Source organism: Streptomyces sp. NPDC058691 (genome assembly GCF_042714775.1).
Taxonomy (GTDB): Bacteria; Actinomycetota; Actinomycetes; order Streptomycetales; family Streptomycetaceae; genus Actinacidiphila.
The window spans coordinates 167,222-191,509 of the sequence record NZ_JBHXSO010000005.1; the positions used below are offsets into that span (position 1 = coordinate 167,222).

At 72.8% G+C, this 24,288-nt stretch carries 22 protein-coding genes; 9 read left to right on the forward strand and 13 right to left on the reverse strand.

The genetic code is table 11. The features are described from left to right. Window positions 1-48 precede the first annotated feature (48 nt). Window positions 49-1,128: a ferritin-like domain-containing protein gene (locus ACFWVC_RS05910; RefSeq protein ID WP_384278489.1), complete on the forward strand. Its 1,080-nt coding sequence runs from the start codon at window positions 49-51 to the stop codon at window positions 1,126-1,128. Between the two features lie 30 nt (window positions 1,129-1,158). Here ACFWVC_RS05910 and ACFWVC_RS05915 read toward each other — a convergent pair whose 3' ends face one another. Continuing rightward, entirely contained in the window at window positions 1,159-2,625 is a 1,467-nt protein-coding gene (locus tag ACFWVC_RS05915; protein ID WP_384278492.1) for a penicillin-binding transpeptidase domain-containing protein, read from the reverse strand. Beyond that, window positions 2,622-4,022 carry an FtsW/RodA/SpoVE family cell cycle protein gene (locus ACFWVC_RS05920; RefSeq protein WP_384278495.1) on the reverse strand — a complete coding sequence of 467 codons (1,401 nt, stop codon included), beginning with the start codon at window positions 4,020-4,022 and terminating at the stop codon, window positions 2,622-2,624. Before ACFWVC_RS05920 ends, ACFWVC_RS05915 begins: the two co-directional genes overlap by 4 nt. An 84-nt stretch (window positions 4,023-4,106) precedes the next feature. On the opposite strand from ACFWVC_RS05920, the gene ACFWVC_RS05925 reads away from it, so the two are divergent. From ACFWVC_RS05925 to ACFWVC_RS05935, 3 genes are all read left to right on the forward strand, one after another. Continuing rightward, window positions 4,107-4,787, forward strand: a complete 681-nt coding sequence (locus ACFWVC_RS05925) for a pentapeptide repeat-containing protein (protein ID WP_384278499.1) — start codon at window positions 4,107-4,109, stop codon at window positions 4,785-4,787. Window positions 4,788-4,868: 81 nt separating this feature from the next. After that, complete coding sequence (locus ACFWVC_RS05930; RefSeq protein WP_384278502.1) at window positions 4,869-5,456, forward strand: pyridoxamine 5'-phosphate oxidase family protein; 588 nt, start codon at window positions 4,869-4,871, stop codon at window positions 5,454-5,456. 152 nt (window positions 5,457-5,608) lie between these two features. Beyond that, the gene (locus tag ACFWVC_RS05935) at window positions 5,609-6,814 is read left to right on the forward strand and encodes a transglycosylase family protein (RefSeq protein ID WP_384278505.1); all 1,206 of its coding nucleotides are present in this window, start codon (window positions 5,609-5,611) and stop codon (window positions 6,812-6,814) included. A gap of 49 nt (window positions 6,815-6,863) precedes the next feature. Here ACFWVC_RS05935 and ACFWVC_RS05940 read toward each other — a convergent pair whose 3' ends face one another. Both ACFWVC_RS05940 and ACFWVC_RS05945 read right to left on the reverse strand, forming a co-directional pair. Beyond that, complete coding sequence (locus tag ACFWVC_RS05940; RefSeq protein WP_384278508.1) at window positions 6,864-7,310, reverse strand: SRPBCC family protein; 447 nt, start codon at window positions 7,308-7,310, stop codon at window positions 6,864-6,866. Window positions 7,311-7,414: 104 nt separating this feature from the next. Continuing rightward, a complete protein-coding gene (locus ACFWVC_RS05945; RefSeq protein WP_384278511.1) occupies window positions 7,415-8,476 on the reverse strand; it encodes an ATP-grasp domain-containing protein in 1,062 nt (353 codons plus the stop codon). 286 nt (window positions 8,477-8,762) lie between these two features. Here ACFWVC_RS05945 and ACFWVC_RS05950 point away from each other — a divergent pair, with 286 nt between their 5' ends. Beyond that, window positions 8,763-9,779 (forward strand): alpha/beta fold hydrolase, encoded by a 1,017-nt coding sequence (locus ACFWVC_RS05950; protein ID WP_384278514.1) that lies wholly within the window; start codon window positions 8,763-8,765, stop codon window positions 9,777-9,779. Window positions 9,780-9,833: 54 nt separating this feature from the next. Here the strand turns inward: ACFWVC_RS05950 and ACFWVC_RS05955 are convergent, their stop codons facing one another. Both ACFWVC_RS05955 and ACFWVC_RS05960 read right to left on the reverse strand, forming a co-directional pair. Then, the gene (locus ACFWVC_RS05955) at window positions 9,834-10,538 is read right to left on the reverse strand and encodes a 4'-phosphopantetheinyl transferase family protein (protein ID WP_384278517.1); all 705 of its coding nucleotides are present in this window, start codon (window positions 10,536-10,538) and stop codon (window positions 9,834-9,836) included. Next, window positions 10,535-10,975, reverse strand: a complete 441-nt coding sequence (locus ACFWVC_RS05960; protein ID WP_384278521.1) for a RidA family protein — start codon at window positions 10,973-10,975, stop codon at window positions 10,535-10,537. The genes ACFWVC_RS05955 and ACFWVC_RS05960 overlap by 4 nt, the downstream gene beginning before the upstream one ends. Window positions 10,976-11,129: 154 nt before the next feature. Between ACFWVC_RS05960 and ACFWVC_RS05965 the strand changes: the two genes are divergently transcribed. Continuing rightward, window positions 11,130-11,345: a DUF6296 family protein gene (locus ACFWVC_RS05965; RefSeq protein ID WP_384278524.1), complete on the forward strand. Its 216-nt coding sequence runs from the start codon at window positions 11,130-11,132 to the stop codon at window positions 11,343-11,345. Window positions 11,346-11,599: 254 nt separating this feature from the next. Here ACFWVC_RS05965 and ACFWVC_RS05970 read toward each other — a convergent pair whose 3' ends face one another. Together ACFWVC_RS05970 and ACFWVC_RS05975 are read right to left on the reverse strand one after the other, a co-directional pair. Continuing rightward, window positions 11,600-12,115, reverse strand: a complete 516-nt coding sequence (locus ACFWVC_RS05970; RefSeq protein WP_384278529.1) for an FBP domain-containing protein — start codon at window positions 12,113-12,115, stop codon at window positions 11,600-11,602. Between the two features lie 137 nt (window positions 12,116-12,252). Further along, window positions 12,253-13,353 carry a S1 family peptidase gene (locus tag ACFWVC_RS05975; protein ID WP_384278533.1) on the reverse strand — a complete coding sequence of 367 codons (1,101 nt, stop codon included), beginning with the start codon at window positions 13,351-13,353 and terminating at the stop codon, window positions 12,253-12,255. Between the two features lie 552 nt (window positions 13,354-13,905). Between ACFWVC_RS05975 and ACFWVC_RS05980 the strand changes: the two genes are divergently transcribed. The 3 genes from ACFWVC_RS05980 (at window position 13,906) to ACFWVC_RS05990 (ending at window position 20,021) form a co-directional block, all read left to right on the forward strand. Beyond that, complete coding sequence (locus tag ACFWVC_RS05980) at window positions 13,906-14,934, forward strand: terpene synthase family protein (protein WP_384278537.1); 1,029 nt, start codon at window positions 13,906-13,908, stop codon at window positions 14,932-14,934. Between the two features lie 102 nt (window positions 14,935-15,036). Then, window positions 15,037-16,035 carry a LuxR family transcriptional regulator gene (locus ACFWVC_RS05985; protein WP_384278539.1) on the forward strand — a complete coding sequence of 333 codons (999 nt, stop codon included), beginning with the start codon at window positions 15,037-15,039 and terminating at the stop codon, window positions 16,033-16,035. A gap of 233 nt (window positions 16,036-16,268) precedes the next feature. Next, window positions 16,269-20,021: a S8 family serine peptidase gene (locus ACFWVC_RS05990; RefSeq protein ID WP_384278542.1), complete on the forward strand. Its 3,753-nt coding sequence runs from the start codon at window positions 16,269-16,271 to the stop codon at window positions 20,019-20,021. An 88-nt stretch (window positions 20,022-20,109) separates the two neighbouring features. Here ACFWVC_RS05990 and ACFWVC_RS05995 read toward each other — a convergent pair whose 3' ends face one another. The 5 genes from ACFWVC_RS05995 to ACFWVC_RS06015 form a co-directional block, all read right to left on the reverse strand. After that, a complete protein-coding gene (locus ACFWVC_RS05995) occupies window positions 20,110-20,937 on the reverse strand; it encodes a serine hydrolase (protein ID WP_384278545.1) in 828 nt (275 codons plus the stop codon). 252 nt (window positions 20,938-21,189) lie between these two features. Further along, complete coding sequence (locus ACFWVC_RS06000; protein WP_384278547.1) at window positions 21,190-21,819, reverse strand: alpha-ketoglutarate-dependent dioxygenase AlkB; 630 nt, start codon at window positions 21,817-21,819, stop codon at window positions 21,190-21,192. A gap of 37 nt (window positions 21,820-21,856) precedes the next feature. Continuing rightward, complete coding sequence (locus ACFWVC_RS06005; RefSeq protein WP_384278550.1) at window positions 21,857-22,759, reverse strand: sigma-70 family RNA polymerase sigma factor; 903 nt, start codon at window positions 22,757-22,759, stop codon at window positions 21,857-21,859. A 97-nt stretch (window positions 22,760-22,856) separates the two neighbouring features. Next, complete coding sequence (locus ACFWVC_RS06010) at window positions 22,857-23,573, reverse strand: DUF2470 domain-containing protein (RefSeq protein ID WP_384278553.1); 717 nt, start codon at window positions 23,571-23,573, stop codon at window positions 22,857-22,859. A 193-nt stretch (window positions 23,574-23,766) separates the two neighbouring features. Further along, window positions 23,767-24,099 carry a hypothetical protein gene (locus ACFWVC_RS06015; RefSeq protein WP_384278556.1) on the reverse strand — a complete coding sequence of 111 codons (333 nt, stop codon included), beginning with the start codon at window positions 24,097-24,099 and terminating at the stop codon, window positions 23,767-23,769. Window positions 24,100-24,288 lie beyond the last annotated feature (189 nt).

Here is a 24,288-nt window from a genome sequence, read left to right on the forward strand (position 1 = left end):
TTATGAGACTGTGTGTCAGCAAGCTCGTCAAGAGTCGAGGAGGCGCCAATGACGTCGCAGGACCACCTGTGGGAGATCCCGGCCTCCGGAGCGGCCCGCTTCTCCTGGGAGTACGACGACGGGCGCGACCGGCTGCTCGCCCTGTACCAGAAGGGCAAGGACAAGCAGTGGGACGCGGTGACCCGCATCGACTGGGACATCGAGGTCGACCCGTACGACCCGCTCGGCGTCCCGGACCAGAACCTGACCGTCTACGGCACGTCCCACTGGGACAAGATGTCCGAGCAGAACAAGCGCGACCTGCGCCGCGCCTACGCCTCCTGGCAGTTCAGCCAGTTCCTGCACGGCGAGCAGGGCGCGATGGTCTGCGCCGCCCGCATCGTGGAGTCGGTCCCGGACCTCGACGCGAAGTTCTACTCCGCGACCCAGACCATGGACGAGGCCCGGCACGCCGAGATCTACTCGCGCTTCCTGCGCGAGAAGGTCGGCATGGTCTACCCGGTCAACGACTCGCTCCAGGCGCTGCTCGGCGACACCCTGCGCGACTCCCGCTGGGACATGCCCTACCTCGGCATGCAGGTGCTCATCGAGGGCCTGGCCCTGGCCGCCTTCGGCATGCTCCGCGACACCACCGACAAGCCGCTGCCCAAGCAGATCCTCGCCTACGTCATGCAGGACGAGGCCCGGCACGTGGCCTTCGGGCGGATGGCGCTGCGCGACCACTACCGGCAGTTGTCCGACGCCGAGCTGCGCGAGCGCGAGGAGTTCGTCATCGAGGGCTGCTACCTCATGCGCGACCGGCTGCGCGGCGCCGAGGTGCTGGAGGACTTCGGCATCCCCCGTCAGGAGGCCGAGGAGCTGAGCGAGCGGTCGGAGTATCTGACGCTCTTCCGGAAACTGCTGTTCAGCCGCATCGTGCCGTGCGTGAAGGACATCGGCCTGTGGGGCGAGCGGCTGCAGCGCGCCTATGCCGACATGGGCGTCTTCGAGATGGGGGACTCCAACCTCGACCTGCTCATGGCCCAGGACGAGGAGATCGCCGAGAGGCTCGACGCCGAGCGCTTCGCCAAGGAGGAGGACGCGCGGGTCGCCGAGGTCGCCGACACCATCGCGCTGGGCCGGGAGTGAGCCGGGAGTGAGCCGGCCCCGGGGCGGCCGTCAGCCCCGGCCCAGCACCGCCTCCATCACCGCGCGGGCGACCGGCGCCGCGTTGCCGCCGCCGCTGATGTCCGCGCGGTCCGCCGCAGCGTCCTCCACGACGACCGCGACGGCGACCCGGGCGGGGCCGCCGGCGGAGTCCTTCGCCCAGGCGATGAACCAGGCGAAGGGGGTGCCCCGGTTGTTCTCGCCGTTCTGCGCGGTGCCCGTCTTGCCGCCGACCACGGCGTCCGGGATGGCGGCGTTGCCGCCGGTGCCCGACCGGACCACCTCGGTCATCATGGTCTGCATGTCCCTTGCCACCACCGCGTCCATGACCTGCCCGTAGGCCCGGTCGCCGGTGAGCGCGACCGGCAGCCCGGAGCTGTCGGTGGTCCGGTCCACCAGGTGCGGGTACATCAGCGTGCCGTCGTTGGCGACGGCCGCGGCGACCATCGCCATCTGCAGGGGCGTGGCACGGGTGTCGTACTGGCCGACGGAGGACAGGGCCAGCTGCGCGTCGTCCATGCGGCGGTCGAAGACGCTCACCGCGGCGTGCGAGGGGATGCCGAGGGAGTCGTCGTTGAAGCCGAACGCCTCGGCGGTCTCCCGCATCGCGGTCAGGCCGACGTCGTCGCCGAGCTTGCCGAAGACGGTGTTGCAGGAGATGGCGTACGCGTACAGCAGCGGCGCGTCCTCGCAGTCCTCGGCGTCCGACTCGTTGCGCAGCAAGGTGGTCGAGCCGGGCAGCGGATAGGGGTTGGGCGAGTCGGTCGGTGCGTCGATATTGGTGATCGTGCCGTGGGTCAGCGCCGCCACCGCGGTCACCGTCTTGAAGGTCGAGCCCGGCGGGTAGGTCTGGCGCAGCGCCCGGTTGAGCATCGGCTGGTCGCGGTCGGAGGTGAGGGACTTCCACGCCGCGGCGGCCCCGGGACCGCTCCCGGCGATCCGCCCGGGGTCGTACGAGGGGGTGCTCACCAGCGCCAGGATCCGGCCCGTCATTGGGTCGAGGGCGGCGACCGCGCCCTTTTTGCCGCCCAGCGCCTCGTACGCGGCCCGCTGGGCGGCCGGGTCGATGGTGGTGCGGACGTCGCCGGCGGGCTGCGGCTGCCGGGTGATGGCGTTCCACACCGGCAGCGTGGCCAGTTGCGGGGAGGTGCCGGAGAGGATGGCGTCCTCGGCGGCCTCCAGCAGCGTCGTGCCGTACGTCTGGGAGGCGAAGCCGGTGACGGGCGCGTACAGCGGGCCGTCGGTGTAGGTGCGTTCGTAGTCGAGCATGCCCTCGGTGGGGCGCGAGCCGGTCACCGCGTGCTTGCCGACGTAGATATCGCCGCGGGGCCGCTCGTAGCGGGCGATGGCGACCCGGCGGTTGGCCGGGTTCTCGTTGTAGGCCGGGGCGCTGAAGACCTGCAGCCGGGTCGCGTTCAGCAGGAGCGCGACGAAGAGCAGCATGCAGAAGGCGGCGGCCCGGCGGGCGTGCGGGATCACCCCGGCACCGCCGCGTCCGGGCCGGACCCGGGCCGCCGGGCGGTGTCGCTGAGCAGCACCAGCAGCGCGACCATCACCCAGTTGGTGACGACCGAGGACCCGCCCTGTGCCAGGAACGGCATCGGCATACCGGTGAGCGGGATCAGATCGGTGACCCCGCCCGCGATCACGAAGACCTGGAGCGCCCAGATCGAGGCCAGCCCGATCGCCAGCAGCCGCCCGAACGGGTCGCGGATCGCCAGGCCCGCGCGGTAGCCGCGCGCCACGAGCAGCCCGTAGAGCAGGAAGAGCGCGGTCAGCCCGGTCAGCCCCAGCTCCTCGCCCGCGGTGGCCAGCACGAAGTCGGACTTGGCGGCGAAGCCGATGAAGACCGAGTGCCCCTCGCCCAGGCCCGTCCCCAGCAGGCCGCCGGCCGCGAACGCGAACAGCGACTGCGCCAGCTGTCCCGGCCCCTGCCCGGCCTCGATGCTGGCCAGGGGGTGCAGCCAGTCCTGCACCCGGGAGTGCACATGCGGTTCGAGCGAGCCGACCAGGAACGCGCCCGCGCCCGACAGCAGCAGCCCGATCGCGATCCACCCGGTCCGCCCGGTCGCGACGTACAGCAGGATCACGAACAGCCCGAAGAACAGCAGGGATGTGCCCAGGTCGCGCTCCACCACCAGCACGCCCACGCTGATCGCCCAGACCGCCAGCACCGGCCCGAGCACCCGGCCGGTCGGCAGCTGGAGCCGGCGGAAGCGCCAGATGTGGCGGCCGGTGTACGCCAGCGCACTGCGGTTGTCCGCCAGGTACGCGGCGAAGAACACCGCGAGCAGCACCTTGGCGAACTCCCCCGGCTGGAAGGACAGTCCACCGAACCGGATCCAGAGCTTCGCGCCGTTCACGGCAGGGAAGAGGATCGGCGCGACCATCAGCGCGAGCGCGGCCACGACACACACGTACGCGTACACGGCCAGCGACCGGTAGTCCCGCAGCGCGAGGACCACCAGCAGGAACAGCGCGACGCCCGCCCCCGACCAGACCAGCTGCGCGGGCGCGGCGGCGTCCGGGGTGGACAGGTCCAGGCGGTGGATCAGCACCAGGCCCAGACCGTTGAGCAGCACCGCGATCGGCAGCAGCAGCGGGTCGGCGTACGGCGCGCGCAGACGGACGGTCAGATGCGCCAGCAGCGACAGCGCGCCGAGGGCGGCACCATAACCCGCGGCGCCGGGCGGCAGGGTGCCGTCCCGGGCCAGGCCGACCTCGCAGTAGCCGTAGACCGAGATCAGGACCGCCCCGCACAGCAGCCCCAGCTCCACGCCGCTGCGGCGGTGCGGCGGCGCACCGGGCCCGGGCTCCTCCAGGCTCCGCCGGGGGGACTCCCACTCGGGCGAAGCTCTGGGGGAGGGTGCGCTCATGGGCGAAAGGTATCAAAAGTTATCAAAAGAGCATTCCTTTCGGGTCTTCCCGGCGCTGTCGGTGGGCACCGCTACCGTGACGCCATGACCCACAAGGCGCCGACCTCCTTGTCCGAGCTCCCGTACGCGCATGTGCTGGAGCCCTTCACCGAGTCCCGCCTCTTCGTCGAAGAGCGGTACGACACGCTGCATTTCGCCGGGCTCACCCTCGACGACCAGGACGCGGGCGGCGCCCAGTTCCTCGAATGCGCGGTCACCGACTCCGTCCTGAACGGCGGCAGCCTGCGCCGCGGCCGGCTGAACGAGGTATGGCTCCAGGGCGACCGCTTCGTCGGCACCTCGTTCGCCGAGACCAACTGGACCGACGTCACCGCGGACTCGTGCGTGTTCGCCGGGGTCGAGGCCTTCGGGGCGGTGCTGCGGCGCGTGGTCTTCCGCCGCTGCAAGTTCGACTCGGTCAACCTGCGCAGCGCCTCGCTCCACGAGGTCGTCTTCGAGGACTGCGTCCTGCGCGACGTGGACCTGGGCGGCGCGCGGCTCAAGGGGGTCGCCTTCCCCGGCACCCAGCTCGAACGGCTGCGCATCGGCCACGCGGCGTTCGACGCCACCGACCTGCGCGGCACCACGCTCCTCGACATCGCCGACGGCCACGAGTCCCTGCGCGGCGCCGTCATCGGCAGCGCCCAGCTGCTGGACCTCGCCCCGGCGCTGGCGGCCGCCCTCGGCATCGAGGTCCGCGACGACGACCGGGGCACCCGCCGCTGACACGCCGCTGACGCACCGCCGACCATCGACACAGTGACAAATCGACGGCGGAATCCAGGCCACCGTCGGAGAATCACTCTCATGGGAAAGACATACGAACGTATCGACGGGCGCCTGCGCGCCTTCATCGAAGAGCAGCAGATCTTCTTCACCGCCACCGCGCCCCTGTCGGGCGACGGCCATGTCAACCTCTCGCCGAAGGCCCTCGACGGGTCCTTCGCCCTCCTCGACGACCGCACCTTCGTCTACGCCGACCTCGGCGGCAGCGGCGCCGAGACCATCGCCCACCTGCGGGAGAACGGCCGCATCACCCTGATGTGGTGCGCCTTCACCGGGCCGCCGAACATCGTGCGCGTCCACGGGCGCGGCGAGGCGGTGCTCCGCGACGACCCCCGCTGGGACACGTTCATCCCGCACTTCTCCGACGAGGTCCGCAAGCGGACCGACGTGCGCGCGATCATCGTCGTCACCGCCGAACGCATCAGCGACAGCTGCGGGTTCGCCGTGCCGTACATGGACTTCCGCGAGGAGCGGGACCTGCACACACAGCGCTTCTCGCGCGAGACCGACGAGTCCTTCAGCGACTACTGCGCCACCAAGCCCTACGTCGGCGTCAGCCTCGACGGGCTGCCCGGTCTCCCGCTCCCGCTGCCTCCCCGGACCTCGTGACCGCCTGAACCGATACGGACGCGGGGTCCAAGTCGGCGCGGGACGGTTGTGATTGGGGCGCATGAGCGATTCCCGAACGCGCTCTTGCGGCCACAAGATCCCTCTGGCGTACTTGTACGGCCGTATGTCCGGAACGGAGAGGTGGTCCCCCCATGCCCGTACGGCCCGTACGAGGTCGCCACCGCAGACCCCAGCCGCCCGGCCGCCTCTCGCAGATGTCCGTGGCCGTGACGGCCGCGTCCGGTGCCGGGCTGGCGCTGCCGCTGATCGCCGCGACCGGCGCGGGGGCGGCGACGGCCGGCACGTGGGACAAGGTCGCGCAGTGCGAGAGCAGCGGCAACTGGAGCATCAACACGGGCAACGGCTACTACGGCGGGCTGCAGTTCACGCCGTCGACGTGGAAGGCGTACGGGGGGACGAAGTTCGCCTCACGCGCCGACCTGGCCACCAGGGACCAGCAGATACGCGTCGCGGAACGCGTCCTGGACGGGCAGGGCCCCGGGGCGTGGCCGGTGTGCTCGCAGCGCGCGGGGCTGACGCGGGGCGGACCGGAGCCGCGTACGGGGATTCCGGCGCAGAAGAAGACGCGGACGGAACGCCCGGCCGCGCACGAGAAGGTGACGAGGCATCAGGAGGACGTCCGCGAGGCGTCCTACCGGGTCGTCAGCGGGGACACCCTCTCCGGCATCGCCGAGGAGCAGGACGTACGCGGCGGCTGGTCGTGGCTCTACGACGCGAACCGCCCGGTCGTCGGCGCCGACCCGGACCTCATCTTCCCCGGCCAGGAACTGGCGCTGCCCGGCGCGCCGGCCAAGGCCGCACCGCGCACCAAGCCCCCGGCCAAGTCCGGCACCAAGTCCGGCACCAAATCCGCAAGCAAGTCCGGCACGAAGCCCGGTGCCAAGGGCCCTCAGCAGAAGCCCGCGGCGAAGTCCAAGCCCGCCGCGGCCACCACCGCGTTCGTGGCACCGGTCAGCGGATCGATGGGCACCCCCTACCACCGGGCCGGCTCCCACTGGGCCAGCGGCTACCACACCGGGCAGGACTACCTCGTGCCCACCGGCACCTCCGTCAAGGCCGTGGCCGCCGGCACCGTCGTCGAGGCGGGCTGGGGCGGCGCGTACGGGTACCAGGTGGTGATACGGCACGCGGACGGGATGTACACGCAGTACGGCCACCTCTCGTCGCTGACCGTACGGGCCGGGCAGACGGTGTCCGCGGGACGGCAGGTGGGCCGCTCCGGGTCGACGGGCAACACGACCGGGCCGCATCTGCACTTCGAGGTGCGCACCGGCGAGGGCTACGGGACCGACGTGGACCCGGTGGCCTACCTGCGCCGCCACGGGGTGCGGATGTAGGGCGCCGGGGCGGCCCGTGCGGACCGCCCGGGCACCCGCCGCCGGGACGTCAGCGCTCGCGCTCCACCAGGTCCTTGAAGCGCCGCAGATCGTCACGGACCGTCCGTTCGATCGCGCTGACCTGGGCGAAGCCCTTGGGGCCGCCGAACGCCTCGCGCACCTCGCCGGCGTCGTACTCCATGCGGACCTGCACCCGGCTGTGCTTGTCGTCGATCGGCAGCACCGAGCACGTCCCGCTGATCTCCGGGGTGCCGCTGGTGCGCCAGGCCATCTCGCGGGTGGCCCCCCGCGCCTGCGGCCGGTCCGCGATCTCCGTGTCGATGGAGGCGTCGTCGCCGCCGCCGCGGGCCACCTCCAGCCGCGCTCTGCTCTCCCCCTCGGCCGCGGCGTCCAGGACGCCGCCGACGAACTGCGGATACTCGCCCACGCTGTGCAAGTGCTTCCACGCCACCTCGGACGGAACGCCGAGGTCGATCTGTTCCTCGAGTCTGCTCATGGGATGCCACCTGCCTTCCACCTTCCAGCCTGCGCCCGCGGCGTCGCACCCGCCACGTTGCAGGCCGCTGCCCCGGGCGGCGGACCGCCCGGGGCAGCGGCAGGTCAGGCGACGCTGCCGATGGACTCCGGCGTGACGGACGCGGCCGTCGTCGGCATCACCGCGAGCACGGTGTCCAGGACCTCCGTGACCGCCTCGGTCACCGCGACCCGCCCGCCGAGGCGCGGCGCGGCGACCAGGCCCGCGTCGCCGTCGAGCAGCAGGCGCACGGCGGCCCAGGGCAGGTTCACCCCGGTGAAGGCCGTCTGGAAGATCCCGGCGGAGGGCCGGGGATTGGCCTCCAGCAGGACCGGCTCCCCGAAGCGGTGCCGCAGTTGCACATTGGAGAGGTACGCGAGGCCGAAGTGGGCGACCAGCCGGCGCGCGATGTCGGTGATGCCCGGGTCGTCCAGCAGCAGCCGGTAACGGCCCTCCTTGGCACGCGGTATCGCGGCGAGCAGTTCGCCGCCGCGGGTGGACAGGCAGTCGACGCTGACCTCGGGACCCTCCAGGTAGGGCATGACGATCAGCGGGGGCACGTGCTCGCCCTCGTCCGCCGCCTGCTTCATCGCCTGGGCGACCGCGTCGACCGAGGCCATGGGACGGGCGGGTTCCAGCAGGTCGCGGAGGACCATCGGCCGGTCCTCCAGGATGCGGAAGCCGAAGGCGGAGAACTCGCCCGCGGGCTTGAAGCAGAGCGTCTCGCCGGTCGCCGACAGTTCCTCCACGGCCGTCCGCAGACCGTCGGCGTCCCCGACGACCCGCCACGGCGGCACCGGGATGCCGGCGGCGAGCGCCTCCTCATAGGTACGGCTCTTGCTGGTCAGCACCTTGACCGAGCGCGGTGGTGAGCACATCAGCCGGGTGCCCACGGCCGCGAACTCCTCCGTCAGGCCCGCCAGCGCGCTCAGCCGCCGGGGCGGGATGAGCACGTCGATCGCGTGCCGACGGCAGAAATCGAGGGCGAAGTCGGCGTAGACGGGATCGGCGACATGACGGGGTTCGACCTCGGCCACGTCGCACGCGCCGAGCGCCGCCGCGGTCGGATCGACATTGGTGCCGTAGATGCGGACATCCACGGCGTCGGGGTTCCCGCGCAGCATGGCCATCACCTGTGTGGTGGCCACCCCCGCGCTGCTGAGCCATATTCGGAGGGCTATCGGAACGCTCCCCTCAGTGCAGGGACGGCCGGCCGTGGGCATGCTGCGGCACGGGCTTCCGCCGTTCGGGATCATGTGTGAGGCGGATCATACTGCCGTTCGATGACGTCGGTGTTTCCGGTCCGCGGAGCGTACGGAACGAACACACGGCGCGCCGTCACCCGCTCGCCCCACGGGGCGAGCGGCGCGGGAACGGCGGGCGAACGCTGGAAGGCGACCTCCATCCCTTCCGCGAAAGAGGGACGACGCCACCATGGACATCGACACCGACCCGATCCCCCGCACCCCGCCCCGCCCCCGACGCATACGCACGGCCGCACCCCTGACCGCGGTGCTCGCCGCGGCGGCCCTGGCCGCCGGGCCCATCGCCGCCTCCACTGCCGCCGCGGCCCCGGGCGACGGCCGCACGGGCGGCGGCGGCAAGCCGACCGTGGTGCTCGTGCACGGCGCCTTCGCCGACGCGTCCAGCTGGGACGAGGTCGTCCGCCGCCTGGAGGGCGAGGGATACGACGTGATCGCCCCCGCCAACCCGCTGCGCGGCCTGACCAACGACTCCACGTACATCGCCAGCGTGCTCAGGAGCATCAAGGGCCCGATCGTGCTGGCAGGCCACTCCTACGGCGGCGCCGTGATCAGCGAGGCGGCCGCGGGCAACCCCGACGTCAAGGCGCTGGTCTACGTATCGGCCTTCATGCCGGACCGTGGCGAGACGCTTGCCGCACTGGGCGCGAAGTTCCCGCAGACCCGTCTGGGCGACGTGCAGCGCATGGTGCCCTACCGCGACGCGACCGGCAGCGGAGTCGACGTGTACATCCGGGACGCGAGCTTCCACAGCGTCTTCGCCGCCGACCTCCCCGCGGCGCGGGCCCGGCTGATGGCCGCCGAGCAGCGGCCCATCGCCACCACGGCCTTCACCCAGGCGGCGACCGGCGCGGCCTGGCGGACCGTGCCGTCCTGGGCCCTGGTCGCCACCGAGGACCACGCCATCAACCCCGCCCTGGAACGCTACGAGGCCGAGCGCGCCGGCTCCCACACCGTCGAGGTCGGTTCCTCGCACGTCGCGATGATCTCCCACCCCGACGTGGTGACCCGCCTCATCCGCGAGGCCGCCGCCTCCGCCGCCTCGCCCGCCGCGGCCACCTCCGGCGCCCCCGCGCTCGCCGACACCGGCTGGCGCGAGACCATCGTGACCGCCATCGGCGGCATCGCGGGCGCCGCACTCATCATGGGCGGCGTCTTCCTCGCCCTGGCCCGCAAGTCCCGCGGCTGACCGGCTCCGGTGGGCGGATGCGGTCGTACGATGCCCTCCGCCCACCGCGGGGCGTCAGCCCTCGCGCACGGCGATCGCGGCCAGGTGGTCCGCACCCGCGGCGACGTCGTGGACCTGCCAGCCGGCGGGGCCGGGCGGCGGCGTCGCAGCGGTGCCGAGGTAGTCCGCGGACAGGTCGCGCGAGAGTCCGGTGCCCAGGGCCTTGAGGTACGCCTCCTTGCGGACCCAGGCGCGGGCGAAGGCCGCGGCGCGTTCCGGTTCGGCGAGAGCCTGGAGCTCCGCGACCTCGCGGGGGTGGAGGGTCTGCCACACGCCGTCCGCGGCCGGGCCCCGGGGCACCTCCTCCACGTCGGCCCCGACCGTGCCCGCGGCGAAGGCGAGCAGCGACAGTCCCCGGGTGTGCGAGAGCGAGAAGTGCGGCCGGCCCTCGGGCACCGCGGGCCGGCCGTGGGGGCCGCCGCAGGTCGGGCAGGTCTCGCGGACGAACGTCACCGCGCCGGGTGCCGTGCCGAGGTACGCGCCGAGCAGCATGCGAAGGGCCACGTGCGCGGACACGTAGGCGTCCCGGTCGTGGTCGAAGTGGAACGCGGCCGCGCGCCGGCGTTCCCCGGCGTCGAGCACGTCCGGCGCGAGCCGGGCGGCGCCCGCCGCGGTGGCGGCGCTGTCCACCAGCCACAGCCGGGGCGGCTCGCCGGGGCCGGGCGGCGCCGGGTCGGACGGCGGCGCCCCCGGGTCGAACCGCTGCGCAACGAGCGTCACGGCCGGCCCGCCGCTTCGTCGGTTTCGTCTGCGTCCCGCGCGCCCCGGACGATCGCCGGCGCCTCGACCTCCAGCAGCAGCTCGGGCCGGAAGAGGGCGGCCACCTGTACCGCGGTGCTGGCCGGGGGGCGGGCGGTGTCGATGTGGGCGTCCCGCGCCTCGCGCACTGCGGGCAGCACGGCGATGTCCGTGACGAAGAAGGTCAGCTTGGCGACGTCGCCCCAGCCCGCTCCGGCAGCCGCCAGGCAGCGTCCGAGGTTCGCGAAGACCTGGCGCGCCTGCGCCGCCGCGTCGCCGGGGCCGACCACCTCGCCGTCGGCGTCCAGCGCGATCTGCCCGGAGATCGCCACGAAGCGGCCCTCGCCCAGGACGACGTGGCTGTAGCCGTTGCCCGGGGCGACCCCGTCCGGCGCGGCGATGTGGGTGAGGTGCGACATGGGTTCCCCCCGGCGACGTACGACGTGCGGCGACGGTCCATGATCCCGCACGTCGTCGCGGGCCGGCGATCGGCCTACGTCACAGCAGGTGTCATTGGGGAGTCATTCTCTGGGCATAAATGGTCATAAGGTGCGGAGACAGGAGGTTCCCCACATGTCCCACTCCGAAACGTACGAACTCACGTTCCCCGTTTCCGGTGACACCGTGGTCGTCCGGCGCACCGAGCGCAAGGGTGCCGGCGGGCACCCCGTATACAGCGACGACACCGGCATCGTGCAGGCGGAGATAAGCGACCGCGGAGAAGTGCGCATGCTCGCCACCGGCGGGCATCAGCGTCCCGACATGCCCTCGCGCGCCAGGCCGTACTGACAGGCGGCGGCGGTCACCGCGCGATCGGCGGCCGTCCCGCAGAACGCCCGCCCGTCGGGCCCCGTCCGGCAGGAGCGCCGCCCGCACCGACCCCGCGGCGCCCTCCGGTACCGGCTGCCTGCCGGGCGCGCCCATGTCCGTGCCATGTCCGTGCCATGCCGTGACCGCGGCCGCGTCGCCGGCGCCATCTCACCGCTGACGTCGAGCGGCCGGGCGTACCGTGCGGCCGGGTAGACCGTTGCGGCCCGCTGCGGTCAGGCCTGCGCCTGCGCGCCGTCGAAGACCTTGTCCAGGAAGGCCGCCAGATTGGCCCGCGCACGCTCCACGCGCTCCTCGGGCGTCAGCGTCTCCTCCATGCGTCGCACCAGGGCCGAGGTCTTCTTCCCGCGTACGTACAGCGAACAGGCGAGGTCGGCGCAGATGTAGGTGCCGACGGTGTTGCCCTGGCGGCCGGACGGGCCGACCTTCGGCGCGGTGAGCAGGTCGACGCCGGAGCTCGCGTGCGAGGTGAGGCAGATGGAGCACAGGCTCGTCCTGAGCAGGCTCCTGCGCGCGGCGGAGGGCGCGCGCATCGACAGGCCCACCATGCGGCCGTGCCGCTCGGCGACCAGGTATCCGCGGTCCGGGGCCCCCTGGTCGCGCCACCCGAGGAAGTCCAGATCCGCCCACGGCAGCTCGGCCAGGTCCCGCGGCAGGCCGGCCCGGCGCGCCTCGCCCTTGGAGCAGTTGACGAACGCGTCGCGGATCTCGGTCTCGGTGAGCGGGTCCATGGTGCCGGAAGCTAACACCGGCGCGCGCCGGCTGTCGCGGGAATTTCGGGCGGTGCGCGTTCGCGTTCGCGTACGCGCACACGACGGTGCCGGGCGTCCCCCCGCGGGATCGCCCGGCACCGTCGTCGCCCCGTGTGTCAGCCGATGTCGGCCCCGTACACCTGGAGCGCGTCCGTGACCGGCTGGAAGAAGGTCTCCCCGCCGCCGTTGCAGTCACCGCTGCCGCCCGAGGTCAGGCCGAGGGCGGTGCTGCCGGAGAAGAGCGCGCCGCCGCTGTCGCCCGGTTCGGCGCAGACGTCGGTCTGGATGAGCCCGGAGACCGAGCCCTCCTGGTAGTTGACGGTCGCGTCGAGCCCGGTGACCGTGCCGCTGTGCACCTGGGTGGTGCTGCCGCTGCGCTGCACCGCCTGGCCGACGGTGGGCAGCGCGGCGCCCGTGATGGCCTGCGTCGAGCCGTTGTAGAGGTCGACCGCGCTCGGGTGGGCGACGCCGGTGCCGGTGTACCTCACCAGCGCGTAGTCGTGGCCGGGGAAGGTCGCGGCCTCCACCGAGCCGATCTCGGAGCCGCCGGGGGAGTCCGACCAGCTCGTGAAGGCGACGCCGCAATGGCCCGCGGTGAGGAAGTACGGCTGCCCGTCCTTGACGACGTTGAAGCCCAGCGAGCACCGGGCGCCCGAGGCGTGGATCGCGTCGCCGCCGGCGACGAAGGGCTTGAACGCGCCCTTGGAGCGGTGGATCCGGGCCGTGCCGGCGCCGAGGCCGTCCACCGCCTTGTCCAGGCGGGCCATCTCCGCGGCCGAGACGGTCGCGTCGGCGGTCACCACCACCTGGTTCGTGCGCGGGTCGATCGCCCAGGCCGTGCCCGGGACGCGCGCCTTCGTGCCCAGGGTGCGGGTGGCGGAGCGCAGTTCGGCCGTGCTGTTGCCGACGGTCTTCGCCACGGCGCCGGCCGCGCGGACCGTGTCGGCGGCGTCGCCGTCGAGCACGTTGACCACCAGGCGGCGGGTGGCGGCGTCGTAGTACGAGCCCGCCGTGTCAGCGGCGCCGAGCCGCGAGGTGAGGCGGTCGGCCAGTGTCAGGGCCGATGCGGCGCTGAACGTCTTCGGGGCGGCCTCGGAGGAGGGGGGCTGCGAGGTCGCCGCGTTGGCCTGCGGCAGCAGGATCGCCGCCGCCAGCACGGCGGTGGCGCCGGTGCCGGCGAGTACGGCCTTCCGCCTGGATATGCGTCGGTGCTTCAAGTCCTGTACCTCCGGTGGGGGGACGGGTCCGCTCGACTGCGGCGCACCCGGGAGATCTTCCGGTCGCAGGCACCGCATTCCGCAAGGAATGCATGTCCACGCCAAGCAATGGCGTCGAGATTCCGAGGCGTTTCCGCGACCGGCAAGGCCCGGTCGGGGTCTGCACAGCCGTCACACAGGACATCCCGATTCCCTTGGAGGAACCTTTCCTCGACCATCGGAACCCGGCCATCCGCTTCCCCCGGCGCCGCGCGGACCGCCCAGGCCCGACCACGGGCGCTCACGCCCGCCCCGCACGTCCCGGCGCCGTGGGCGTCGGCGCAGGCCCACGCTCGTCAACAGCCGCCCTGGCGCCGCGTGTTCGGGGCCTCCGGAGCACTCCCGTGACGCCCCGCGGGCCCCCGGTCCGCTCCGCATGATTCATGGCCAAAGCCCACGTTTTTCCTGCGTGATTCCGGCGTTCCGCCGCCGGGGCAGGGGTAGGAGCCGGTCAGTGGGGATGGCCGAAAAGCATTCCTGGCCCGTTGTCCGGGCCGGGAGGGGGAGCACGTGGTGGACAAGGCGACGGCGTACGCATGCACGCACACTCCGGCACCGGAGGCCCCCGCGGGCACCCTGCCGGTGCCGGCCGCGGCGACGGTCCGCGTCCCGGGGCCCTCGTCGTTCAACCCGGCTCTGTGGCAGGTGGAACCGCAGGTCGCGGCCTGGGCGCGGCGCACCGGACTGCTGTCGGAACGGACCGCGGAGCAGGCCCGCCGCGAACGGCACGCGGCCATGGCCGCCCATGTGTGGCCCTGGGCGCCGACCCACCGGCTGACCGAACTGGCCCGGCTGACCCTGTGGATGTTCGCCGTCGACGACCGCAGCGACGCCGGTGAGCGGGACCCCGCGGCGGTCCACGCCGAACTGGACGCCATGGTCCGCACCATCACCTTCGCGGTCCCGGCGGTACCAGCTATCGCGGCGGTCCCGGCGTCGGCCGCGCCGGCCGTACGCGCCCTGGCCGACACCGTGCCGCGGATCGGCGCGGCCATGGGACCGGCCTGGCGCGACCGTTTCCATCGCCACCTGATCGCCTGGCTGCGCACCAACCAGGACATGCTCCGGCACCGCGCCGACCGCGCCGTGCTCACCCCGGAGGCCTACGCCGCCTGGCGGCGGGTCTCCGGCGCGACCGGCTGGTTCTTCGACCTCATCGAGTACGCCGAGGACGCGGAGCTCACACCGGCCGAGTGGTCCGCCCCCACCTGCCGCCAACTGCGCGAGGCCGCCGCCGACGTCATCGGCTGGACCAACGACCTGTTCTCGCTCGACAAGGAGCTGGCGAGCGGCGAGAGCGCCAACCTCGTGCTCGTGCTGCGCCACCACCGTCGGCTGCCGCTGCGTGAGGCCGTCGCCGAGGCCCAGCGCCTGCACGCCCACCGCGTCGCCGAACTCGCCGCCGCCGGCCGCGCCCTGCGCGCCGAGCCCACCACCCCCTCCCGCCGCACCGCGCTCCGCCGCTACACCGACGGCATCCACGCCTGGGCCCGCGGCTTCCTCGACTTCTCGCGCGAATCCGCCCGTTACGCGGCCACCTAGGACCCGGGTCAAGGGGCCGGACGGTTTCCGGCCGCCGCACCGGCTTGTTAGGTTCTTGACCGGCCTTGGGGGGCGGCGCTCGGTGACTGGGAGGGTGTTCTGATGGAGGATGCTGCGCCGCTGGATCTGGTCGGGGTGGACCCCGAGGCGGAGAAGGCCTATCGCCACCTGCTGGCGCGCGGCGGCGGGACCGTCGACGACGTGGTGGCCGCGCTCGGGGTGACGTATCCGGAAGGGCTGGCGCTGCTGGAACGGCTGCACCGCTTCGGGCTGGTCAGCCGTCGTACCTCGGGGGAGTTCCTCACCGTCGATCCCCGGCACGCGCTGCGGGCGCTGGTGGAGTCGCGCGAACGGCAACTGGCCTCGGTACGCGACGCGGCGGGCTCCCTCGGCGCGATCTTCGACACCGCGAAGCGGGCCAGGAACGGCGGCCACGGGACCCTCGTGATCAGCGGGCCGGAGGCGGTCGGCGACCGCTACTACCGGCTGAAGCAGGCCGCGCGCGCCGAGATCTGCTGCCTGGACCGCCCGCCGTTCCTGCTGGTCCCGAACGCTCCGATCGACGAGGCGGCGGTGGGCCGCGGGGTACGGGTGCGTGCCGTCTACGCGGCCGCCAGCTTCGTCGCGGACGGCGGCTGGCAGGAACTGGGCAGCCTGGTGTCGCGGGGCGAGGAGGCCAGGATCACGCCGACGCTGCCGATCAAGCTCGCCATGGCCGACCGGTCGGCCGCGATGGTGTCCCTGAGCCTTGCCGCCGGGAACACCGACTGCCTCTACACCGAGTCGCCCCCGCTGCTGGAGGCACTCGCGGAACTCTTCGAGCGCTACTGGGCGGCCGCCTCGCCGCTGGCAGGCACCCCCGGCCCCGGTGACCCGCTGCCCTCCCCGGCCGGTCCCATGGAGAAGGACCGCAAGCCCACGGACGAGGAGCGCAATCTGCTCGCGCTGTTCGCGGCGGGCGTCAAGGACGAGGCGATCGCCCGGCAGTTCGGCATCTCGTCACGGACGCTGCGCAGACGTATTCAGGACCTTTACGCGGAATTGGGGACGTCCAGCCGTTTCGGCGCCGGCGTCGCCGCGGCGCGCCGCGACTGGGTCTGAACGCGGCGGCGATTCCCCACTGTCGCTCAACTGACCTGCTGGAAAGCAGTAATTGACGGTACGTCAATGCGGGTCAATATGTTCGTAACAAAGCGCGGGAATTGCCGCGGGGGAACTGCCGTCTGTCCACTTGAGGACAATGGCCCTCAAGGGACATGACCTCTTCTTTACAGCGAGGCAAAAGGATGGCTGACTACGCACATCTTTCGCACGCCTAGCCTTTTGAGGTTCCCTTGCGCATACCTCCGTCCCCCAGACGCGGGCTGACAGTCACGGCCGCCGTCCTCGTGGCGCTGACGACCACCGGGCCCGCGGCGTCAGCCGAGGCCTCCGCCCCCACGCCCCCGACCGCATCGACCGCCGGACGTCCCGATGCCGCGGGAACCGTCACGCTGATCACCGGCGACAAGGTCGAGGTGACCGTCAGCCAGGGCCGCACCACCGCGACCGTCTCCGATCCGCTGGGCAGGCCGAGCGGCGCCCATGTCATGTCGGTCGGCCCCGACACCTACGTGTACCCCGACGCCGCGCTGCCCTACATCGCGTCGGGCGCGCTCGACGAGCAGCTGTTCAACGTCAGCGAGTTGCTGAAGGACGGCTACGACGACCGCCACAGCGACCGGCTGCCGCTGATCGTCACCTACACCGGCGCCGATGCCGCCGCCCGCGCCCGCAGCGCGAAGACCCCGGACGGCGCGCGCAAGACCCTGACGCTCAGCAGCATCCAGGGGGCCGCGCTGTCCGCCGACCATGCGCGGGCGACGGACTTCTGGTCCTCCCTCACCGGTGCCCCCAAGACCGCTGCGGGGACCCGGTCGTCGTCCGGGCGGCTGACGGGCGGGATCGCCAAGGTGTGGCTGGACGGCAAGGCCGAGGCCACGCTGTCCGACACCACCGCGCAGATCGGCGCGCCCGAGGTCTGGGCAGGCGGGGACACCGGCCAGGGCGTCGACGTCGCCGTCCTGGACACCGGGATCGACGCCGCGCACCCGGACTTCGCGGGGCGCATCGCCGCTTCGGAGAGCTTCGTGCCGGGCCAGGACGTCACCGACCGGCACGGTCACGGCACCCACGTCGCCTCGACGGTCGCCGGCACCGGCGCCGCGTCCGACGGCAAGGAGAAGGGCGTCGCCCCCGGCGCCTCGCTGCACATCGGCAAGGTCCTGGACAACGACGGCAGCGGCCAGGACTCCTGGATCCTGGCCGGCATGGAGTGGGCGGCCCGCGACCAGCACGCGAGGATCGTCAGCATGAGCCTGGGCGGTGCCCCCACCGACGGCACCGACCCGCTGAGCCAGGCCGTGAACCGGCTCAGCGCGGAGACCGGGGCGCTGTTCGTCATCGCCGCCGGCAACTCCGGCCCGGAGGCGTACAGCATCGGCGCACCGGGCGCGGCCGACGCCGCGCTGACGGTCGGCGCGGTGAACGGCCCGGGCAAGGGCGTGGACCAGCTGGCGGAGTTCTCCAGCCGCGGCCCGCGCGTCGGCGACAACGCCGTCAAGCCCGACCTGACCGCCCCCGGCGTCGACATCCTCGCGGCCCGCTCCCAGTACGCCCCGGAGGGCGAGGGGGCGTACCAGACGATGAGCGGCACCTCCATGGCGACGCCGCATGTCGCCGGCGCCGCCGCCCTGCTGGCGGCGAAGCACCCGGACTGGAACGGGCAGCAGCTCAAGGACGCGCTGGTCAGCACGACAGCGAGCACCCGGCGGTTCAGCCCCTACCAGGGCGGCAGCGGCCGGCTCGACATCGCCGCGGCCGTGAAGGCCACCGTGGTCGCGTCCGGGGCCGCGTTCGCCCAGGTCCGCTACCCGTACACGCCCGGCCAGACGGTCCGCAGGGACGTCACCTACACCAACACCGCGGCCGAGCCGGTCACCTTGGACCTGGGCCTGGTCGCGGACAACATCCCCGACGGGCTGTTCACGCTCACCGACACCCGGCTGACCGTGCCCGCGCACGGCGCGGCCACCGTCGGCGTCATCACCCACCTCGACCTGGCCGCGGACAACGCCGCCTACACCAGCCAGCTCACCGCCACCGGCCCCGACGGCGCGGTCCGCGCCCGTACGCCGGTCGGCGTGAACAAGGAGGGCCGGCGCGTCAAGCTGTCGCTCACCTCGAAGGACCGCAAGGGCGGCGGCCTGCCCGGCACCCTCGTGCTGAAGGACGTCGACCGGAACACCATCCCGAAGGTGTACACCGTCGACTCCTCCGGCACCCTGGACCTCAGCCTGGTCCCGAGCAACTACGCGGCCTGGATGTACGCCGACGTCCCCGGCGTCGACGGCACGCACACGCTCGGCCTCGGACTGTTCTCCGCGCCGCAGGTCGACCTCAACGACGACCGGTCGCTCGCCTTCGACGCCGCCGACCTCCACCGGGCCGCGGCGTTCACGCCGCAGCCGACCGCCAACAGCTTCATGCGGGTGGACCAGTACCGGTCGAACGCCGATCTGTACCCCTTCCTGGACAGCTACATGCCGGAGTACTGGCGGTACGACAGCCTCTGGGCGGCCCCGACGCCCAAGGTGACGCACGGCTCGTACACCTTCGCCACCCGCTGGCGGCAGATCCAGCCGCCGCTGACCCTCTCCCTGGGCTCCGGGACCTACACCAGCGCCGTCGTGCAGAGCATGTCGCCCGTGCTGCCCGAGGGCAGCGGCGCGTACCGGGCCGTCTGGGCCGGGACCGGTTCGGCGGCGGAGTTCGCCAAGGTCAAGGTCCGCGGCCAGGTCGCGGTCGTCCGCCGCAGCGACGCGGTGTCCGCCCCCGACCAGGCGGCGGCCGCGGCGAAGGCCGGCGCGAAGCTGCTGCTGATCCTCAACGACGGCTACGGGAAGCTGGACCCCTGGGCCGACCTGTCCGACGCCGCTCCGCTGCCGGTGGCCTCGCTCGGCACCGACGAGAGCATCCGTCTGCGGAGCCGTCTCAGCTGGCCCGGATCAGGACCGCTGAAGGTCGTCTCGCACCCGCACCCGCACTATCTGTACGACCTGGTCCGGCACTACGGCGGAGCGATCCCCCGGACGCTGACGTACCGGCCCGGCCCGGGCGAACTGGCCAGGATCGACGAGTCGTTCCGGGACACCAGGCAGGGTGAGGCGCTGCAGATACGTGAGGACCTGTCGGTCGACTTCCAGAGGCCGCTGGGCAGTGTGCCGACCCCGGTCGCGGCCCAGTCCGCGCTCACCTCGTGGGTCACGGCGGGCTCCGGCGTCACCTGGGTCTCGGGCGCGGGCATGAGCGACCTCGCTCAGGGCGGTCCGCCGCGTTCGTACAAGGCGCGCAGCACGTCCAAGGAGACCTGGTTCGCACCCGTCGTGCACCCGCGGCTCCTCAACGACTCCACCCGCACCTCCCCCTTCAGGGTCGGCGACATCATCAGCTCGTCGTCGGTGAGCGCCTGGGGCGACTCCGGCGGCCACGCGGGCGTCGTCTGGGCCGACGGGAACACCTCGAAGGTCTCGCTCTACCAGGGCACCCAGCTGCTCGGTGAGACGGCCAACGACGGGATCTTCTCCGTCGAGGGCCTCCCCACGGAACCGAAGCCCTACCGCTTTGTGGTGGAGGGGCAGCGCAACCTGCCGGGCCGGCCCTACTCGACCCGCACCCGCACCGACTGGGGGTTCATCTCCGGCACCACGGACCACACCGTGATCACCGCCCTGCCGCTCATCCAGCTGGACTACGCGGTGGCCACCGACCTGTCCGGCCGGGCCGGCCGGCGGGCCGCGGTGTCCGTCACGCCCTCACACCTCAAGGGCGCGGCAGGCTCCGGCACGATCCGCGCCGTGACCCTGGAGGTCTCCTACGACGACGGCGCCACCTGGCACCGGACCACGCCGCGCCACAAGGGCGCGGACTGGACGGCGTCGCTGAACGCGCCGTCCAAGGCCCGGTTCGCGAGCCTGCGCACGACGGCGAAGGACGCCAAGGGCAACACCGTGAGCCAGACCGTGATCCGCGCCTTCGGCCTCAAGTAGGTCCGCGGGACTGACCGTTGGGCCCCTGTCCGCTGCGACGCGGACAGGGGCCCACGTCGTTGTCGGCGTCCGGCGGTCCGCACGGCGGTCATCCGGCGGGACTGAGGTCCTTGTGGATCGCGCGGGCCACCGCCTCGACGGTGGAGACGCCGGCGGCCATCGTCTTGTTGTCGTGGGTGAGCACCGTGATCGTGTAGTCGTGCCCGCCGCCGGTGAAGGCGCCCAGGCTGTGCACCCGCCAGCCGTGTGTGGCGCGGGACAGCCAGCCGTTCTTGACGTGGACCACCGCGGTGGCCGGTGCGCCCGCCGGGGTGCCCCAGCGCTGCGAGGCGATGACCTTGCTCATCAGCTTGAGGGTGTAGGTGCGCGCGTTGTCGTTGAGCACGGTGTTGTGCGCGGTGACCAGGTCCATCAGCTTCTGCTCGTCGCCTGCCGTGATCTGGGTCAGGCCCCAGTAGCCGTTGCTGCCCGGCACCGTCCGGGTCATCCCGGCCGCGGACAGGAAGCCCTGGACCTTCGCCACACCGAGCTGGTTCCACAGCGTGGTCGTCGCGTCGTTGTCCGACTGCGTGATCATCTTGCTGGCGAGGCCGGTCTCCCGCGCGGTGAGGTAGCGGCCGTGCAGTGTCGCGTCTCGCAGCAGCGTCGCCAGGACGATGACCTTGACGGTGCTGGCGGAGTCGAACCGCTGGTCCGCCCGGAGCGAGCACGTCGTGTTCGTCGTGCGGTCGTGCAGGGACAGCGCGGTGAGGGCGGCCCGGCCGTTGAGGGACGCGGTGATGTCCCGCTGCAGCTTCGCCGCCAGCCCGGCCTTCCCCGAGGCGCAGGTCACCTGTGGCGTCGCCGCGACGGCGTCCGCCGCCCCGGCGCCCACGAGTACGGGAACCGCCATGCCGGCGACGATCGACGCGGCCATGAAGCGCCGGGATATTCGTATTCGTCCCACATGTTTCACATGTCCCATATGTCTTCGCCCAATCTCCGGTTGCTGTCGGCCGGGTCGACTGACCAGTGTGGGCGCACGGGTGTACGAGGCGGGATGTGACGTCGGTTACGCCGGAGCCTGCCGGCCGAAGGCCCCGGCGGGCCCTCCGCGGCGGTCGTGACAGGGCCCCGGCGGCAGCCCGTACCGGATCGCCGGAGCCGGGGGAATCGCCGGCCGCGCGGTCTAGCGCACGCCGCGCGGCCGGAACTGGATGCTGATCCGCGGACCCACCGCGCGCGTGCTCTTGGGCACCGCGTGTTCCCAAGTGCGCTGGCACGAACCGCCCATGACGATGAGATCGCCGTGCCCGAGCGGCAGCCGGACCGCCGCGGCGCCGCCGCCGCGCGGACGGAGCGCGAGATCGCGGGGGTCGCCGACGGAGAGGATCGCGACCATCGTGTCGTGCGTGGCGGACCGCCCGGTGCGGTCCCCGTGCCAGGCGACACTGTCGCGTCCGTCGCGGTAGTAGCAGAGCCCGGCTGTGACGAAGGACTCGCCGAGCTCGCGGGCGTAGTGCGCGTCGAGGGCGTCCCGGGCCTCGTCGAGGACGGGGTGGGGGAGCGGTGCGTCCTCCCCGTAGAAGGAGAGCAGCCGCGGGACGTCGACCTCCCGCTCGTACATCTGCCGCCGCTCGGCCTTCCACGGGACGGAGCCGGCCAGCTCGCCGAAGAGCGCGTCGGCTCCCTGGAGCCAGCCGGGCAGCAGGTCGATCCACGCGCCCGCGCCGAGGACCGTCCGCCGCGCGTCGTCCAGCGGGCCGAGACGGATGTCGTCGGTCTGGTCGAAGAGCGAACCCTGCAGCGGTGCGGTCATGGATCCAGCGTAACCGTTCATCCGAACAAGTGAGCTATTAATCGAACGTGGCGAGCCGCAGCCACTCCTGCCCTTCCAGCCCCTCCAGCCGCGCCGGATCGGCCAGGATGTCGATCTCCACGATCCGGCCGCCGGTGATCGTCAGACTCATGACCGCCGTCAGCCGCCCCTCCGGCGCGGTGACGATGCCGAAGGTCCCGTTGACCAGCGCGAGCCGCGTGAACGGCGCGAAGCGCCGGAACAGCATCGCCCGCCCGGCCACCGTGCGCGCCCCGCGCACCTCCCGCGACAGCCCGAGCGGACCCGCCCCGGTGTCCGCCCGCAGCACCACGTCCGGGTGGAGCAGCCCCACCAGCGCCTCGAAGTCACCCGCGCGGGACGCCGCCATGAACGCCTCGACGACCTCACGCTGCAATGCCAGGTCCGCGTCCGGCACCGGCGCCGAGCCCCGTACGCGGCGCCGCGCGCGGCTCGCCAGCTGACGGGCGGCGGCCGGCGTACGCCCCACCATCGGCGCGATCTCCTCGAACGGCACCGCGAACATGTCGTGCAGCACGAACGCCAGCCGCTCCGCCGGCGACAGCGTCTCCAGCACCACCAGCAACGCCAGCCCCACCGAGTCCGCGAGCAGCGCCTCGTGCTCCGGGTCCCCGGGACCGTCCTGCGGCCCCACCACCGGATCGGGCACGCGCACCTCCAGCGGCTGCTCGCCCCGCGAGATCCGCGAGCGCAGCATGTCCAGGCACACCCGGCCGACCACCGTGGTCAGCCAGCCGCCCAGGTTGACGATGCCGTCCGCCCCCGAGCGGCTGAGGCGCAGCCACGCCTCCTGCACGGCGTCGTCCGCCTCGCTGAGCGAGCCCAGCATGCGGTAGGCGACCGCCCGCAGGTGCGGCCGGTTCTGCTCGAAGCGCCGGGCCAGGAACTCGTCGTCGTCCATCGGTCCCATTCTTTCGTCGCGTTCCGTCGGTGCGATGACGAACCGGCCCGGACCGATGTGACAGGGCAGTGCTGACGGCCGTCCGCCGTGCCGCCGCTCACCACCCCGACATCAGATGACCGAGGTGGGAGGAGCGACGCGCCACGCCGAGCAGCGCCTGGATGTGGCCGCCCGCCTGGTCGGCACTGGTCAGCGGTGTGGCGAACGGCAGCCGGACGTCACGGTGGACGCGGGGGTACTCGATGCGCAGGGTGATCCCGTACCGGTCGACGGCCAGCGGCAGTACGCGCTGCGCCCCGGGCGCGGGCACCGGACGCACCAGGCGCATCAGCAGCGGTACGAGCTCCTGGTGGTCGTCCATCAGATGCGTCAGCATGCCCGCCTCGCAGGTGGCCAGGGGGTCGGCGTCCGCCGCGACCAGTTCCTCCAGCTCGATCGTGCTCCGCCCGTCCTCGGTCTCCAGGACCGCCTGGGCGAACTCCATGCACTGGCCGTCGCCGGCGTCCGCGCGGTAGGGGGCGGCCAGCCGGCCGGTGACCGTGACGCGGGCGCGCACCCGTTCGCGGACCGGGGTCGGCGCGACATCGGTGAACTCCAGGGTGGCGGGCACGGATTCGGGGCGGGACAGGGCCGTGTCCAGGGGGTGCAGATGGAGGTGGCCGGCCAGGCCGGCGGCGGTGAGGCGGGAGATCTCGGCACGGCCGTGGGCGGTGGCCACGGTCATCGAGTGCGCCGAGGCCAGGACCGACCGGACGCGCTCGGCGCCGGACGGCTGCGCGGGCGCGGCGAGGGCGGTGTGGAACATGCTGCGCATCCGGATCTCCGCTCACGGGATTAGCTTAGGTTTGCCTAACCTAACTTATACCCGGAACGCCGGCCCGCGCAGGATGATGGCCACTTGTTCGCGCCGGCTCGTTCGGCCCGCTGAGTCGTGCCCGTGGCCATCCCGTACGCAAAGGGCATGTAGTCGCTGCACGGCAGGATCGGCTTGGGCACGAAGACGAGGTTCAGCGCGGCGCCTTGTGAGCGGCGGCGGAGTTGACGAGCTGCCCGGAGATGCCGCCGTCGCCGTCGTCCGACAGCGACCAGTAGCCGATCTCGGAACCGGCTGGATCGTCGATGAGCAGCGTGGCGGCAAGGTCGTACGAGCGCGAACCGGTAGCGCACCCCGGATCGGCGAAGTCCACGGTGACGTGCGCGGTGCCCGTCCAACGGCCGCGCGGGACGCCGGAGGTGGCGGCCGACGACACCTCGGGCTGCTCGTCGGCGAGGGGGGAGCTGCCGGCGCTCGCATCGCGGTCACTGTCACCGTCGTCGCCGCAGGCGGCAAGACCAGCCACGCCCACGAGACACACGGCGGCGACCAACACCACTGACCGTCCCTGCGCCTTGCGGTTCCGTACGGGCACGGGCGCCTTGTGCGGCGCCCGTGCCCCCCCCCCGGCCCCCCCCGGCCCCCCCCCCCCCCCGGGGCCCCCCCCCCCCCCCCCCCCCCCCCCCCCCCCCCGCCCCCCCCCCCACCCCCCCCC